Source organism: Rhizobium sp. CRRU65, from assembly GCF_048551595.1.
Classification (GTDB): domain Bacteria; phylum Pseudomonadota; class Alphaproteobacteria; order Rhizobiales; family Rhizobiaceae; genus Rhizobium; species Rhizobium leguminosarum_J.
Window position 1 is genome coordinate 182,657 of record NZ_JBLYZH010000012.1, and the last position, 14,532, is coordinate 197,188.

Consider the following 14,532-nt stretch of genomic DNA (forward strand, 5'->3'; position numbering starts at 1 on the left):
GATCAGGGGAAGCAGGGGAGGGACGAAATGCTGTCGCAGATAGTGTCCGCTTTGGGCGTCGTGGTCGGAGCCGTTATCGCATGCTCGGCCTATTTCTATTTTTCGAACAAGATCCTGGATCTCGCTCTGCCGGTGAAGGATGGTGACATCCGCGCCGCATCGCGCAATCTCAACCGGCGTGCACTCGTCCGGCCGTGGTTGTTCATCGGCCCGGCGCTCTTCCTGCTCGTCGTCTATCTCGTCTATCCCGTCGTTGCGACCTTCATCCTCTCCTTCTACGACCGTGCCGGCCTGCAGTTCGTCGGCCTCGCCAACTACAAATGGGCGCTCGGCGACCGCGAATTCCGCCAGTCGATCTTCAACAACATCCTCTGGCTCGCCGTCGTGCCGGCCGCCTGCACCTTCTTCGGCCTCGTCATCGCCGTGATGACCGATCGCATCTGGTGGGGCAATATCGCCAAGAGCATCGTCTTCATGCCGATGGCGATCTCCTTCGTCGGCGCCTCGGTCATCTGGAAATTCATCTATGAATATCGCGGCGGTAACGACGTCCAGATCGGCCTGCTGAACGCTATCGTCCAGACCTTCGGTGGTACGCCGGAGGTGTGGATCTCCATTCCCTTCTGGAACAACTTCTTCTTGATGATCATTCTGATCTGGATCCAGACCGGTTTCGCCATGGTCATCCTGTCGGCCGCCCTTCGCGGCATCCCCGAGGAGACGATCGAAGCCGCCGTGATCGACGGCGCCAATGGCTGGCAGATCTTCTGGCGCATCATGGTGCCGCAGGTCTGGGGTTCCATCGCCGTCGTCTGGACGACTATCACCATCCTCGTCCTCAAGGTCTTCGACATTGTGCTGACCATGACCAACGGCCAGTGGCAGACGATGGTGCTGGCGAACCTGATGTTCGACTGGATGTTCCGCGGCGGCGGCGATTCCGGCCGAAGTGCGGTCATCGCCATCATCATCATGCTCGCTGTCACGCCGATCATGGTCTGGAACGTGCGCCGCGCCAATCGCGAATTGAAGGGCCACTGAGATGACCGCTATCGGAAGCTACTTCAAGATCGGCCCCGCCCGGCTCTTCGTTCACGCAGCCGTTCTGTTGATCGTCATCATCTGGCTGATCCCGACGCTCGGCATCTTCGTCAGCGCGCTGCGCGACAAGGACCAGATCGTCGTCTCCGGCTGGTGGACGGCCTTCGTCGGCTCGACCCAGACGGCCGCGGTCCGCCTTGGTACACCCGACCAGCAAAAGCAGGAGGGTGCCACCTACGTCATCTCGGGCAATGTGCTGGAAGGCCAGACCGGCCGCGCGGTGAAGGCCTTCGGCAACCGCATACAGCAGCCGGCCGCCTTCAAGGCCGGTGAGACCGCCGATCTCGGCGACGGTGAAACCCTGCAGATCAACAGCGACGGCAGCTACCGCTATGTGAAGAACGCCGCCTTTTCGCCCGACCAACGCCCGAAGCGCATCTATGCATCCGTCTCGGCGCCGCCGGAATTCACGATGCAGAACTACAACACGGTTCTGACCGGCGAGGGCATCGGCCAATCCTTCATCAACTCGCTGACCGTGACGATCCCGGCGACGATCATCCCAATCCTGATTGCCGCTTTCGCCGCCTATGCCCTGAGTTGGATGGAGTTTCCCGGCCGCGGGCTGATGATTGCGCTCGTCGTCGGCCTCATCGTCGTGCCGCTGCAGATGTCCCTGATCCCGCTGCTGCGCCTCTATAACGAGATCGGCAACATGCTCGGCCAGCCGTCGAAGACCTATCCCGGCATCTGGCTGGCTCATACCGCTTTCGGCATGCCGCTCGCCATCTATCTCTTGCGGGCCTATATCGCCGGCCTGCCGAAGGAGATCATCGAATCCGCCCGCGTCGACGGCGCGAGCGATTTCGAGATCTTCGTCCGCATCGTTTTGCCTCTGTCCTTCCCGGCACTCGCCTCCTTCGCCATCTTCCAGTTCCTGTGGGTGTGGAACGACCTGCTCGTCGCCATGGTCTTCCTCGGCACCGACAAGGACCACATCGTGCTGACCGGCAGCCTGAACGCGCTGCTCGGCTCGCGCGGCGGCAATTGGGAGATTTTGACGGCGTCCGCCTTCGTCACCATCATCGTGCCGCTGCTCGTCTTCTTCGGGCTGCAGCGTTACCTGGTGCGCGGTCTGCTGGCGGGTTCGGTCAAGGGAGGCTGACCATTTCCAAACGTGACTTCAAACAGGATATTCCATGAACGTGGCTTCCCAATCGATCTCGACCCCTGACAAGGACTGGTGGCGCGGCGCGGTGATCTACCAGATCTACCCGCGCTCCTACCAGGATTCGAACGGCGACGGCATCGGCGACCTGAAGGGCATCACCGCTCGCCTGCCGCATGTGGCAAACCTTGGCGTCGATGCGATCTGGATCTCGCCCTTCTTCACCTCGCCGATGCGCGATTTCGGTTACGACGTTTCCGACTACGAGAATGTCGATTCGATCTTCGGCACGCTGGTGGATTTCGACACGATGATCGCCGAGGCCCATCGCCTCGGCATCCGCGTGATGATCGACCTCGTCATCTCCCACAGCTCGGATCAGCATCCCTGGTTCGTGCAGAGCCGATCCAGCAAGACCAACGCCAAGGCCGACTGGTATGTCTGGGCCGACGCCAAGCCGGATGGCACGCCGCCGAACAACTGGCTGTCGATCTTTGGCGGCTCGGCATGGGCGTGGGATCCGACGCGCATGCAATATTACCTGCACAATTTCCTGACCTCGCAGCCGGACATGAACCTGCATAATCCTGAGGTGCAGGACCGTCTGCTCGACGTCGTGCGCTTCTGGCTCAATCGCGGCGTCGACGGCTTCCGCCTCGACACCATCAATTTCTATTTCCATGACACGCAACTGCGCGACAATCCGGCGCTTGCCCCCGAGCGCCGCAACGCTTCGACGGCGCCGGCGGTCAATCCCTATAATTTTCAGGAGCATCTCTACGACAAGAACCGCCCGGAGAACCTTGCCTTCCTGAAGCGCTTCCGCGCCGTTCTCGAGGAATTCCCGGCAATCGCCGCCGTCGGCGAAGTCGGCGACAGCCAGCGCGGCCTTGAAATCGTCGGCGAATACACCTCCGGCAATGACAAGATGCACATGTGCTATGCCTTTGAGTTCCTGGCGCCCGATCCGCTGACGCCGGAGCGCGTCGAGGAGGTGATGCAGGATTTCGAAGCTGCCGCACCCGATGGCTGGGCCTGCTGGGCCTTCTCCAATCACGACGTCATGCGCCATGTCAGCCGCTGGGGCGGGCTGGTCGCCGATCACGACGCCTTTGCCAAGCTTTATGCCTCGTTACTGATGACGCTGCGCGGCTCCGTCTGCCTCTATCAGGGCGAGGAGCTGGCGCTGACCGAGGCCGATCTCGCCTATCAGGATCTGCAGGACCCCTATGGCATCCAGTTCTGGCCGGAATTCAAGGGCCGCGATGGCTGCCGCACGCCGATGGTCTGGGACAGCCAGGTCGCCCAGGGCGGCTTCTCGACGGTCAAGCCCTGGCTGCCGGTGCCGGTCGAGCATATCCTGCGTGCCGTCAGCGTCCAGCTGGGCGACGAGGCTTCCGTGCTGGAGCACTATCGCCGCTTCATCGCTTTCCGCAAGCTGCATCCGGCTTTTGCCAAGGGCGAGATCGAATTCGAGGAACAACAGGCCGATAGCCTGGTCTTCACCCGTGAATACGGCAACGAGAAGCTGCTTTGCATCTTCAACATGAGCCCGGCCGAGGCCGCCGTCATTCTGCCTGCGGGAGAATGGCAGGCATTGACGGGCCACGGCTTTACCAGCAACAACTATGGCGACAAGATCGATATTCCGGCCTGGGGGGCGTATTTCGCCCGTCTTGCCTAAGGAACATAGGCCTAAGGAAACACAGGCCCAGGGAACACAGGGAGAGAGAAATGACTGGACTGACGCTGAAGGATATCCGCAAATCCTACGGTTCCGTGGACGTTCTCCACGGTATCGACCTCGATATCAAGCAGGGCGAATTCATCGTCTTCGTCGGTCCGTCCGGCTGTGGCAAGTCCACGCTTCTGCGCATGATCGCCGGTCTCGAGGCGATCACCGGCGGTGAGATGTATATCGATGGCCATCTCGTCAATGACGTGCCGCCCTCCAAGCGCGGCATCGCCATGGTCTTCCAGTCCTATGCGCTCTACCCGCATATGACGGTGTTCGACAACATGGCTTTCGGCATGAAGATCGCCGGCGAAAGCAAGCAGGAAATCGATCGCCGCGTCAAAGCGGCGGCCGAGAGCCTGCAGCTGACCCAATATCTCGGTCGCCTGCCGAAGGCGCTTTCCGGCGGCCAGCGCCAGCGCGTGGCGATCGGCCGCGCCATCTGCCGCGATCCCAAGGTCTTCCTGTTCGACGAGCCGCTGTCCAACCTCGATGCCGCGCTGCGCGTCGCGACCCGCATCGAGATCGCCCGCCTGAACGAACAGATGGCCGATACGACGATGATCTACGTTACCCACGACCAGGTCGAGGCGATGACGCTGGCTGATCGCATCGTCGTTCTCTCCGCCGGCAATATCGAGCAGGTCGGCGCGCCGCTGGACCTCTACGAGCGCCCGGCAAACCTCTTCGTCGCGAAATTCATCGGCTCGCCGGCGATGAACATCATTCCGGCGACGGTCGCCGGGACTGGAAGCCAGACGACGGTGACGCTGACCGGCGGCATGTCGGTGACGCTGGATGTGGCGACCGACGCGTCGGAAATGGGCAAGCAGGCAAGCTTCGGCGTTCGGCCGGAGGATCTCCGGGTTGCCGATGGCGCCGACTACCTTTTCGAAGGGGAAGTGTCGATCGTCGAAGCGCTCGGCGAAGTGACGCTGCTTTATATCGAGGGTCTGGTCCCGGGCGAGCCGATCGTCGTCAAGCTGCCCGGCATCTATGATGTGAAGAAGGGCCAGAGGATGCGGTTTGCCGCCGACAGGCAGAAGTTGCATCTGTTTGACGCAACCGGCCATACCTACCGAAAGTGAGGCGGCCATTTTTGGGGTGATGGCCCCAAGAATTGTGCGGGACGGGCCGAATTCTCACTTTCTGTTAAAGATCGGCTGCTACCTTTTCCCTGTCAATTTATGAGGGGGATAAGCAGGTGGCCGCTTCCAATCCGTCACAGCCAAAATCTCATTTCCTGAGCAAGGAAGAATCCTTCATGTATGACCGCGAGGCGCGGTTCAAGATGGAGGACACCATGAACGCCGCGCGCATCGAATATACGGAAAAGGGCGTCATGCACGCGGCTTCGCGCCGCTGCGACATTGTCCGGATCTCGATGAGCAGCGCGACGCTCGCGATCCTGACCCAGTTCAGCCTGCCGAAGCAGTTCTATCTGGATATTCCGGATGCCCGCATCACCAAGGTCGGATGCCTGCTGATGAAGGTCAACGCCAACAACACAGTGGAAGTTCGCTTCTTGCGCCTGCTGACGCAGAAAGAGCTGAACAAGATCTTCGTCTACAGCACCCATCCGGCGCACCGCGACTACGTTCTCGATATTCGAGCCTAAAGTCGCGCGTTCACCAGGACGCATTGAAATCAAAACCCGTGGGCGCTTCAGGCTCCCGCGGGTTTTTGTTTGCCAGAAGCCACCCGCTCAGTGGTGGAAGAGCACGCTCGCACCCTGGTCCGAAGGCCCGACGGCGCGGCGGAACGGCGCGAAGAGCTCGCGGCCCATGCCGAATTCATTGTCGGAGAGATCGACGACGACAGGTTCACGCTCGGCCATGTCGGCCGCATCGACGAGCACCTCGAGCGTGCCCTTGATCGCGTCGAGGCGAATGATGTCGCCCTCGCGGATGCGGGCGATCGGACCGCCGTCGACCGCTTCCGGCGTGACGTGAATCGCGGCCGGCACCTTGCCGGATGCGCCGGACATGCGCCCGTCGGTGAGCAGCGCCACGCGGAAGCCGCGGTCCTGCAGCACGCCGAGCGGTGGCGTCAGCTTGTGCAGTTCCGGCATGCCGTTCGCCTTCGGGCCCTGGAAGCGCACGACGGCGATGAAATCTCGGTTGAGCTTGCCATCCTTGAAGGCATCCTGCAGCGCCTGCTGGCTATGGAAGATGATCGCCGGCGCCTCGATGATGTGGCGCTCCGGCTTGACGGCGGATATCTTGATGACCGCCTTGCCGAGATTGCCGCGCAGCATCTTCAACCCGCCATTCGCCTGGAACGGCGTCTCGATGCTAGAAAGCACTTTGGGATCGACGCTTTTTTCCGGCGACGGCTCGCGCATGACGGCGCCGTTTTCGCCGAGACGGGCATCCACCGTATAGGCTGCGAGGCCCTGGCCGAAGACTGTGCGCACGTCGTCATGCACCAGGCCGTGCTTCAAGAGTTCCTTGATGAGGAAACCCATGCCACCGGCCGCCTGGAAATGGTTCACGTCGGCGAGCCCGTTCGGATAGACGCGGGCAAGCAGTGGGACGATTTCCGAGAGCTCGGCAATGTCCTGCCAGGTAAGATGGATGCCGGCCGCCCGCGCCATGGCGACGAGGTGCAGCGTATGGTTGGTCGAGCCGCCGGTCGCATGCAAGCCGACGACGCCGTTGACGACCGAGCGTTCGTCGATCATCTCGCCGGCCGGCGTGAATTCGTTGCCGAGCGCGGTGATCGCCAGCGCCCGCTTGGCGGCTTCGCGCGTCAGCGCTTCGCGCAGCGGCGTGCCGGGATTGATGAAGGACGAGCCGGGCATGTGGAAGCCCATGATCTCCATCAGCATCTGGTTGGAATTGGCGGTGCCGTAGAAGGTGCAGGTGCCGGGGCCGTGATAGGATTTCGATTCCGCCTCCAGCAGCTCGGCGCGTCCGACCTTGCCTTCGGCGAAGAGCTGGCGCACGCGTGACTTCTCGTCGTTCGGCAGGCCTGTGGTCATCGGACCGGCCGGAACGAAGATCGACGGCAGGTGTCCGAAGGACAATGCCGCGATCACCAGGCCGGGCACGATCTTGTCGCAGACGCCGAGGAAGAGGGCGGCATCGAACATGTTGTGCGACAGGCCGACGCCCGCCGACATGGCGATCAGGTCGCGCGAGAACAGCGAGAGCTCCATGCCCGGCTGTCCCTGCGTGACACCGTCGCACATCGCCGGCACGCCGCCGGCCACCTGCGCCACGCCGCCTGCCTCGGCCGCCGCCTCGCGGATGATCGCCGGATAGGTCTCGAATGGCTGGTGGGCCGAGAGCATGTCGTTATAGGCGGTGATGATGCCGAGATTGGGGATGCGGTCGCCGGCGAGCGCATCCTTGTCGGCGGGGGAACAGACCGCGAAGCCATGGGCAAGGTTGGCGCAGCCAAGCACCGAGCGCGCGACACCCTTGGAAGCGGCGGCGCGCAGGCGTTCCAGGTAGCGCTCGCGGCTTGGCTTCGAGCGTTCGACGATGCGATTGGTGATCGCAGAAATGCGTGCGTGAGCGGACATGGAAAATCCCTGCCTTGTTCGTTGTCTTTATCTGTTTCGGCGGCTCTGGCCTGAATCTCAATCCGGATGACGGTGGATCAGGGAGCCCAGTAGATCTCGACCGGGGAAGTGGCCCGGCGCAGAACGGCGCGGATCGGCATTTCTGCCTCGTCACCGCTGCCTTCCGCCTTGACGAGAACGTCTTTTTTGCCTTCGCCCTCAATATGGAGAACCAGGAGTGCGGCATCCTCAAGACTGGAGAAGGTGAAGGTCAGGCGCGGCTCGCCGGCTCCTTCCGCTTCCATGGTAATGATGCCGCGCGGCGTCGACGCATCGATCGCCTTGGCAAGATTGCTGCCGCCGGGAAAGAACGAGGCGGTGTGTCCATCGCCACCCATGCCGAGGATGACGATGTCGAAGGGTGAACTGATCGCCCTGGTCTTCTCGGTTGCGAGCCTTGCCGCCTCCTCCGCGGAGGCAGCATCCTGATAGAGCGGCAGGAAGCGTGCCGCCTTTGCCTTGTTCTGCAGCAGATTGGCATCAACAAGCAGATGGTTCGAGCGCGGATTGTCGGCCGGCACGAAACGTTCGTCGACAAGCGTGATCGTCACCTTGTCCCAGGCGACGTCGCGCGTCGAAAGCGTCTGGAAGAAGACCTTCGGCGTGGAGCCGCCGGAAACGGCGATGGACGCCGTTCCGCGGGCGGCAATCGCCGCCGAAAGCGCATCGGCGACCTTGTCGGCGAGACTGCCGGCGAGGTCTGCGGCGCTGGCGAAGGAATGCAGGGTCGATGCCATCGATTTCGTCCTAGATTTCGTCATGCCAGGTGCGGCCGTCACGCTCGATCAGCGCGATGGCCTGGCTCGGCCCCCAGGTGCCGGCTGTATAGCCCTGCACCTGCTGGCCGGTCGTTTCCCAACCCTTGAGGATCGGATCCACCCATTTCCATGCGGCTTCGACTTCGTCGCGGCGCATGAACAGCGTCTGGTTGGAACGGATCACGTCCATCAGCAGGCGCTCGTAGGCGTCGGGATTGCGGACGTTGAAGGCCTGGGCGAAGCTCATGTCGAGCGAGACATTGCGCAGGCGCATGCCGCCCGGACCCGGATCCTTGATCATCAGCGACTGCTTGACGCCCTCATCCGGCTGCAGGCGGATGATCAGCTGGTTGGCGTTGATGCGTCCGGCCGCCTGGTCGAAGATTGCGTGCGGGATCGGCTTGAAGGTGATGACGATCTCGGACATGCGCCCCGTCAGACGCTTGCCGGTTCTTATATAGAAGGGAACGCCCGCCCAGCGCCAGTTGTTGATCTCGGCCTTGATGGCGACGAAGGTTTCGGTGTTCGAGACGCCGCCTTCGAGTTCTTCGAGGTAACCCTTGACCGGTCCGCTGCCCGATGCGCCGGCGCGATACTGGCCGCGGACCGTCGCCTGCTCGACGTTGGAGGCATTGAGCGGCTTCAGCGCCCGCAGCACCTTCAGCTTCTCGTCGCGCACGGCTTCCGAATCCATCGACGAGGGCACTTCCATCGCCGTCAGGCAGAGCAGCTGCAGGATGTGGTTCTGCACCATGTCGCGCAGTGCGCCCGCCGTGTCGTAGTAGCCGGCGCGACCTTCGAGGCCGACCGATTCAGCCACGGTGATCTGCACGTGGTCGATGTAGTTGGCGTTCCACAGCGGCTCGTAGAGCGCGTTGGCGAAGCGCAGCGCCATCAGGTTCTGCACCGTCTCCTTGCCGAGATAATGGTCGATGCGGAAGATCTGCTCTTCCTTGAAGGCACGGCCGATCGTGTCGTTGAGCTGCAGCGCCGAGGCGAGGTCGCGGCCGATCGGCTTCTCGACGACGATGCGGGTCGATTTGGTGATCAGCTTGTGGTCGTGGATCTTCTGCGAGATATCGCCGAAGATGCCCGGAGCGACGGCGAGGTAGAAGGCGCGCACGCGATCCTTGCCTTCGTCGAGCAGCTTCTTCAGCTGATCCCAACCGGCATCCGTGCGGGCGTCGACCGAGACGTAGTAGAGGCGGGCACAGAATTTCTCCACCTCCGCCTCGTCATATTCACCCTTCTTCAGGTGCTCGTTCAGCGCGTCCTTGGCGAATTTGCGGTATTCCTCGTGCGTCAACGGGCTGCGCGAGGCGCCGATCACGCGGGTCGGTTCGCTGAACTGGCCTTCGATCTGGCGATGATACAGCGCGGGCAGAAGCTTGCGTTCTGCAAGGTCGCCGCTGCCGCCGAAGACGACATAATCAAAGGGCTCAACGGGAATGATTTGGCTGCTCATGAGCTTGTCTCTCAATCAGGCTGGTTGGCGGCCCTTTTAATCTAATCGATTTAAAAAAGCCAGTGTGCAGTGCAATGAATCTCTCAGGAACTGGTTTTAGAGCGAATTTCCGGAAGAGGAAATCCGCAATCGGACTAAAACTTGTCGCGAAGTGCAAACCACGACAAGGCGAGGAAAAGCAACGGTGCGCGCATCCGGGCTCCGCCGGGAAAGGCGGGAATATCGAGCGATGTGAAGAGATCGAGATCGCCGGATTTTCCAAGCACCGTTTCCGCATAGAGCTTGCCACAGTAGTTTGACAGCATGACGCCATGGCCGGAATAACCGCCGATCGAGGTGACCCCGGGCATGACCTCCCGCACGAAGGGCTGGCGCGGCAGGGTGATGCCGACGCTGCCGCCCCAGGCATGGGTGATCTCGATGTCCTTCAGCTCTGGATAGATCTCGGCGATCTGCCGGCGGATGTGCTCTGAAATGTCGCGCGGATTGTCCGAGGTATAGGCTTCGCGTCCGCCGAACAGCAGGCGGCCATCGCCGAATTTGCGGAAGTAGCGCACGACGAAGCGCGAATCGGCCACGGCCTCGCCCCCGGAAAGCACACCGGCATGCCCGTCGAGGGGCGCCGTGGCGCCGATGAAGGAGCGGATCGGCATGACATGGCTCGCCGTTACCGGTTCAAGGTCGCCGATATGACCGTTGCAGGCGATCAGTGCGCGCTCGGCGGTGATCGTTCCCCTTTCGGTTTCGATCGTCACCTTGCCGCCGCTTTGGCGGATCGCCGTTGCCTTGGTCATCTCGAAGATTTCAGCGCCGGCATTGGCGGCGACCCGCGCCAGCCCGACCAGCAGCTTCAGCGGATGGATGTGGCCGGTGCCGACATCGCGCACACCGCAATGGAAACGCTTCGAACCGAGCCTCTCCTGCGTTTCCTTCTCGTCCATAAAGCTTAGATGCGGATAGCCGTACCGTAAGGCGGCGATTTCGGCATTTTCGTAATAGTCGCGTTTGTAGCTCGCCTTGTGTGCGACGTTGAGCTGGCCGGGCACATAGTCGATCTCGATCTGATGCTCGCGGGCGAAATCGATGAGATGGCGCTTGGCCGCTTCGGCAAGATCGAACAGCGCCTTCGAGCGTTCGTAGCCGATCTTCTCCTCGAGTTCTTCCGGCCACCATCGCTGACCGGTGCCGAGTTGGCCGCCATTGCGCCCGGACGCCCCGTCGCCGAAGCGGTAGGCCTCGATAAGGACCACCGAAACGCCTGACTTGGCAAGATTATAGGCGGCCTGCAGGCCGGTATAACCGCCGCCGACAATTGCGACGTCACATGTTCTCGAGCCGTCGAGAGCGGGGTAGGTGGGCCGCTCCCCGACGGTTGCCTGATACCAGGACAGCCCGGGCGCGATCGGGCTCTGCCACGTCTCCTGCGATGCCATTTGATGCTTGCCTCACACGTTGAGCAGAAGGAATTCCCGCTCCCAGGGGCTGATCACCTGCATGAAGGTCTCGAACTCGCCGCGCTTGACGCCGGCATAAAGGCCGATGAACTGCTTGCCGAACATCTCCTCGAAAGCGGGTTCGTCCTCGAGCAGCGCCACGGCTTCCAGCAGGCCGCGCGGCAGGTCGATCGATCCCTCATTGGCCGAATCCTCGGTCGGCGCCGTCGGCTCGATCTGCTTCATGATGCCGAGCAGGCCGGAGGCGAGCGAGGCGGCGAGCGCGAGATAGGGGTTGGCGTCCGAGCTCGGCAGCCGGTTTTCCACGCGCCGCGCCTGCGGATCGGAGACCGGGACACGGAAGGCGGTCGTCCGGTTGTCGTAACCCCAGGCATTGTTGACCGGGCAGGACATATCGGGCTGCAGGCGTCGGTAGGAATTCACGTAAGGCGCCAGCATCGCCATCGCGCTCGGCACGAATTTCTGCATGCCGCCGATGAAATGGAAGAATTCCTTCGAAGCCGAGCCATCGGCATTGGAGAAGATGTTCTTGCCGGTCTCGATATCGACCACCGACTGGTGGATATGCATCGCCGAACCCGGCTGGCCCTGCATCGGCTTGGCCATGAAGGTCGCATAGATGTCGTGTTTCAGTGCCGCCTCGCGGATCGTCCGCTTGAACAGGAATACCTGGTCGGCAAGTTCGATCGGATTGCCGTGGCGCAGGTTGATCTCCATCTGCGCCGGTCCCTCTTCATGGATCAGCGTATCGATCTCCAGCCCCTGCTTCTCCGAGAAATGATAGACGTCGTCGATCAGTTCGTCGAACTCGTTGATGCCGGCGATCGAATAGCCCTGGCCGCCGAGGATCGAGCGGCCGGACCGGCCTTTGGGCGGGTGGAGCGGATAGTCGGGATCGTCGTTTTTGGCGACGAGATAGAATTCGATCTCGGGCGCCACGATCGGTTTCCAGCCGCGCTCATGATAGAGGCTCATGATCCGCTTCAGCACGTTGCGCGGCGTATAGGGCACTTCGCCGCCGTCCGAATCGACGATATCGCAGATCACCTGTGCCGTCGGGTCGGTCTCCCAGGGCACGACGGACAGCGTCGAAAGGTCGGGCATCAGCTTCAGGTCGCTGTCGCGCGGCTCATAGCGGAAGCTCTCCGTCTCGTCGGGATATTCGCCCGAAATCGTGTGCCGGTAGATGGCCGAAGGCAGCGCCAGCGAGGTGTTGGAGGTGAATTTCGAGCTCGGCATCATCTTGCCGCGCGCAACGCCGGCAAGGTCCGGCGTGATGCATTCGATGTCTTCGATGCCTCTCGCCCTCAGCCACCGCGCTGCTTCCTTCCAGTTCGCAACGCCACGCAGGGATCCGGGTTCCGGGGGAGTTTTCTTCGAGGCGGGTACGTTTCTGGCAGGCTTCAGCGTCGTCTTTTTTGGGGACATGACACACCGGTTTGTATTGATCGTGGTGCCATCATAACCAGACTTTGCCAATTGGCGAGGGGTGGCAAACGTTGACTTTCGCCCTTTGATGGAAAAAGAAGACGCGGGTTTGATCGGGGAAACGGGTTTGCAGCGCAAAAGCGACGTTATCGTCATCGGCGCCGGAGCGGCGGGCATGATGGCCGCCATCCGCGCCGGAAAACGCGGCCGCTCGGTCGTCATCCTCGACCATGCCAGGGCGCCTGGCGAGAAGATCCGCATATCAGGCGGCGGCCGCTGCAATTTTACCAATATCCATGCCGGACCGAAGAATTTCCTCTCCGCCAACCCGCATTTCTGCAAGTCGGCGCTTGCCCGTTTCACGCCCGCCGATTTCATCGCCATGGTCGACCGTCATGGCATTACATGGCACGAAAAGACGCTCGGCCAGCTTTTCTGCGACGATAGCGCCAAAGACATCATCCGTATGCTGCTGGCGGAGATGCGCGCGGCCGGTGCAACGCTGCATCTTGGCACCGAGATATCAGGCGTCGAAAAGACCGAATCCGGCTTCCGGGTATCGACGAGCGAAGGTCACTGTGAAGCATCGTCGCTGATCGTCGCCACCGGCGGCAAGTCGATCCCGAAGATGGGCGCCACCGGCTTTGCCTATCGCCTCGCCGAGCAGTTCGGCTTGGCCGTGCTCGAAACCCGACCCGGCCTCGTGCCGCTGACGCTCGATCCCGGCCTGCTGGAAAGCATCGCGCCGCTCGCCGGCATTGCCGCCCCGGCCGAAATCCGCCACGGCAGGACCGGCTTCCGCGAAGCGCTGCTGTTCACCCATCGCGGGCTCAGCGGCCCGGCCATCCTGCAGATTTCCTCCTATTGGCGCGAGGGCGACGAGATCGTGGTCGCCATCGAACCGGATATCGATATTGCCGCCCATCTGAAGGTGGCAAAGCAGCTCAATGGCCGTCAGTCGCCGCAGACGGCACTCGGCGATATCCTGCCGAAGCGGCTGGCACAATTTCTCGTCGAGCGCGAGAAAATCTCCGGCAACATGGCCGACCTGCCTGACAAGGCGCTGCTGCGTCTTGCCGCCGGCGTCCAGAACTGGGCAGTCAAACCCTCCGGCTCGGAGGGCTACCGCACCGCCGAAGTGACGCTCGGCGGCATCGACACGGCAGCGCTCGATTCCCGCAGCATGGAAGCAAAAGCCGTGCCCGGCCTTTATTTCATCGGCGAATGCGTCGACGTCACCGGCTGGCTCGGCGGCTATAATTTCCAGTGGGCCTGGGCTTCCGGTTTTGCCGCGGGCGAATGCGTCTAATGCATGTCGCCCAAAAGTGTGCAGCGGTTTTGAGATAACGACATGCATAAAACAAAGACCTAAAGCGCGTCGCATGGTCCCGATTCAGCGCGACGTGCTTTAGAAATGCCGATTCAAGACTTTTTAATAGAGGTGCGCCATCCTGTCTCAATTGGCGGTTTGTAAGGTCGTTCCTAAATTAAGCTTTACCGGCAAGCCGTTTTGTTGGATTGTTGTTGTGTCAGAGAGAAGTGAGGTTTCGACCATGAACAGAAACGCACGACGCGCCCGCGCCATCGCAATTGCCGAGGCAAAGCCCAACGCTCGAATGGTCGCCCTGCGCTATCTGATGCTTGCAGCCGGCGCCACCGCCGCCAGCCTCGCGCTGCTGCTCTCGCACTTCATCTGATCCCGTCCGCAGGCCTGGAGCAAACGTTCCGGCATGGTGATCACCTCACCGCGACGACGCGGCCCATAATTTTGCAACTATTTCACTGCCTTGGCTTAACCCGCCGTCACTGCTTATCCGAAAATTAATATCTAATCTGACACAATTGCCCGCGAATATTTGGGCATCTCCAAGTTGTTTGGACATGAACTGGCAATGACTGCCGCCTGGCTTCCGGG

At 61.7% G+C, this 14,532-nt stretch carries 12 protein-coding genes; 7 read left to right on the forward strand and 5 right to left on the reverse strand.

What is annotated here, in order from left to right; all coding sequences use genetic code 11:
• Positions 1-27: 27 nt before the first annotated feature.
• From ACM5SV_RS23610 to ACM5SV_RS23630, 5 genes are all read left to right on the forward strand, one after another.
• On the forward strand, positions 28-1,041 hold the full coding sequence (locus ACM5SV_RS23610; RefSeq protein WP_003545587.1) for a carbohydrate ABC transporter permease: 1,014 nt from the start codon (positions 28-30) through the stop codon (positions 1,039-1,041).
• A gap of 1 nt (position 1,042) precedes the next feature.
• A complete protein-coding gene (locus tag ACM5SV_RS23615) occupies positions 1,043-2,206 on the forward strand; it encodes a carbohydrate ABC transporter permease (RefSeq protein WP_221968052.1) in 1,164 nt (387 codons plus the stop codon).
• Between the two features lie 34 nt (positions 2,207-2,240).
• Positions 2,241-3,893, forward strand: coding sequence for an alpha-glucosidase (locus ACM5SV_RS23620; protein WP_221968050.1), 1,653 nt, complete (start codon positions 2,241-2,243; stop codon positions 3,891-3,893).
• 50 nt (positions 3,894-3,943) lie between these two features.
• Positions 3,944-5,032, forward strand: coding sequence for an ABC transporter ATP-binding protein (locus ACM5SV_RS23625; protein ID WP_017992956.1), 1,089 nt, complete (start codon positions 3,944-3,946; stop codon positions 5,030-5,032).
• A 176-nt stretch (positions 5,033-5,208) separates the two neighbouring features.
• Positions 5,209-5,562, forward strand: coding sequence for a hypothetical protein (locus ACM5SV_RS23630; protein ID WP_003545591.1), 354 nt, complete (start codon positions 5,209-5,211; stop codon positions 5,560-5,562).
• Positions 5,563-5,649: 87 nt separating this feature from the next.
• Here the strand turns inward: ACM5SV_RS23630 and edd are convergent, their stop codons facing one another.
• The 5 genes from edd to ACM5SV_RS23655 all read right to left on the reverse strand — a co-directional run bounded on the left by edd (position 5,650) and on the right by ACM5SV_RS23655 (position 12,617).
• Entirely contained in the window at positions 5,650-7,473 is a 1,824-nt protein-coding gene (gene edd, locus ACM5SV_RS23635) for a phosphogluconate dehydratase (RefSeq protein WP_221968048.1), read from the reverse strand.
• A 77-nt stretch (positions 7,474-7,550) separates the two neighbouring features.
• Positions 7,551-8,249 carry a 6-phosphogluconolactonase gene (pgl, locus tag ACM5SV_RS23640; protein WP_017992958.1) on the reverse strand — a complete coding sequence of 233 codons (699 nt, stop codon included), beginning with the start codon at positions 8,247-8,249 and terminating at the stop codon, positions 7,551-7,553.
• 10 nt (positions 8,250-8,259) lie between these two features.
• Positions 8,260-9,735: a glucose-6-phosphate dehydrogenase gene (gene zwf / locus ACM5SV_RS23645; protein WP_012756097.1), complete on the reverse strand. Its 1,476-nt coding sequence runs from the start codon at positions 9,733-9,735 to the stop codon at positions 8,260-8,262.
• A 134-nt stretch (positions 9,736-9,869) separates the two neighbouring features.
• Complete coding sequence (locus tag ACM5SV_RS23650) at positions 9,870-11,168, reverse strand: NAD(P)/FAD-dependent oxidoreductase (protein WP_221968046.1); 1,299 nt, start codon at positions 11,166-11,168, stop codon at positions 9,870-9,872.
• Between the two features lie 12 nt (positions 11,169-11,180).
• On the reverse strand, positions 11,181-12,617 hold the full coding sequence (locus ACM5SV_RS23655; protein ID WP_012756099.1) for a glutamine synthetase family protein: 1,437 nt from the start codon (positions 12,615-12,617) through the stop codon (positions 11,181-11,183).
• Positions 12,618-12,705: 88 nt separating this feature from the next.
• Between ACM5SV_RS23655 and ACM5SV_RS23660 the strand changes: the two genes are divergently transcribed.
• Positions 12,706-13,926, forward strand: a complete 1,221-nt coding sequence (locus tag ACM5SV_RS23660; protein ID WP_113546494.1) for an NAD(P)/FAD-dependent oxidoreductase — start codon at positions 12,706-12,708, stop codon at positions 13,924-13,926.
• A 244-nt stretch (positions 13,927-14,170) separates the two neighbouring features.
• Entirely contained in the window at positions 14,171-14,314 is a 144-nt protein-coding gene (locus tag ACM5SV_RS23665) for a hypothetical protein (RefSeq protein WP_012756101.1), read from the forward strand.
• Positions 14,315-14,532: the final 218 nt, after the last annotated feature.

Coding starts and splice junctions, on each gene's coding strand:
- ACM5SV_RS23610 (WP_003545587.1), top strand. CDS start 28: ATGCTGTCGCAGATAGTGTCCGCTTTGGGCGTCGTGGTCGGAGCCGTT.
- ACM5SV_RS23615 (WP_221968052.1), top strand. CDS start 1,043: ATGACCGCTATCGGAAGCTACTTCAAGATCGGCCCCGCCCGGCTCTTC.
- ACM5SV_RS23620 (WP_221968050.1), top strand. CDS start 2,241: ATGAACGTGGCTTCCCAATCGATCTCGACCCCTGACAAGGACTGGTGG.
- ACM5SV_RS23625 (WP_017992956.1), top strand. CDS start 3,944: ATGACTGGACTGACGCTGAAGGATATCCGCAAATCCTACGGTTCCGTG.
- ACM5SV_RS23630 (WP_003545591.1), top strand. CDS start 5,209: ATGTATGACCGCGAGGCGCGGTTCAAGATGGAGGACACCATGAACGCC.
- edd (WP_221968048.1), bottom strand. CDS start 7,473: ATGTCCGCTCACGCACGCATTTCTGCGATCACCAATCGCATCGTCGAA.
- pgl (WP_017992958.1), bottom strand. CDS start 8,249: ATGGCATCGACCCTGCATTCCTTCGCCAGCGCCGCAGACCTCGCCGGC.
- zwf (WP_012756097.1), bottom strand. CDS start 9,735: ATGAGCAGCCAAATCATTCCCGTTGAGCCCTTTGATTATGTCGTCTTC.
- ACM5SV_RS23650 (WP_221968046.1), bottom strand. CDS start 11,168: ATGGCATCGCAGGAGACGTGGCAGAGCCCGATCGCGCCCGGGCTGTCC.
- ACM5SV_RS23655 (WP_012756099.1), bottom strand. CDS start 12,617: ATGTCCCCAAAAAAGACGACGCTGAAGCCTGCCAGAAACGTACCCGCC.
- ACM5SV_RS23660 (WP_113546494.1), top strand. CDS start 12,706: ATGGAAAAAGAAGACGCGGGTTTGATCGGGGAAACGGGTTTGCAGCGC.
- ACM5SV_RS23665 (WP_012756101.1), top strand. CDS start 14,171: ATGAACAGAAACGCACGACGCGCCCGCGCCATCGCAATTGCCGAGGCA.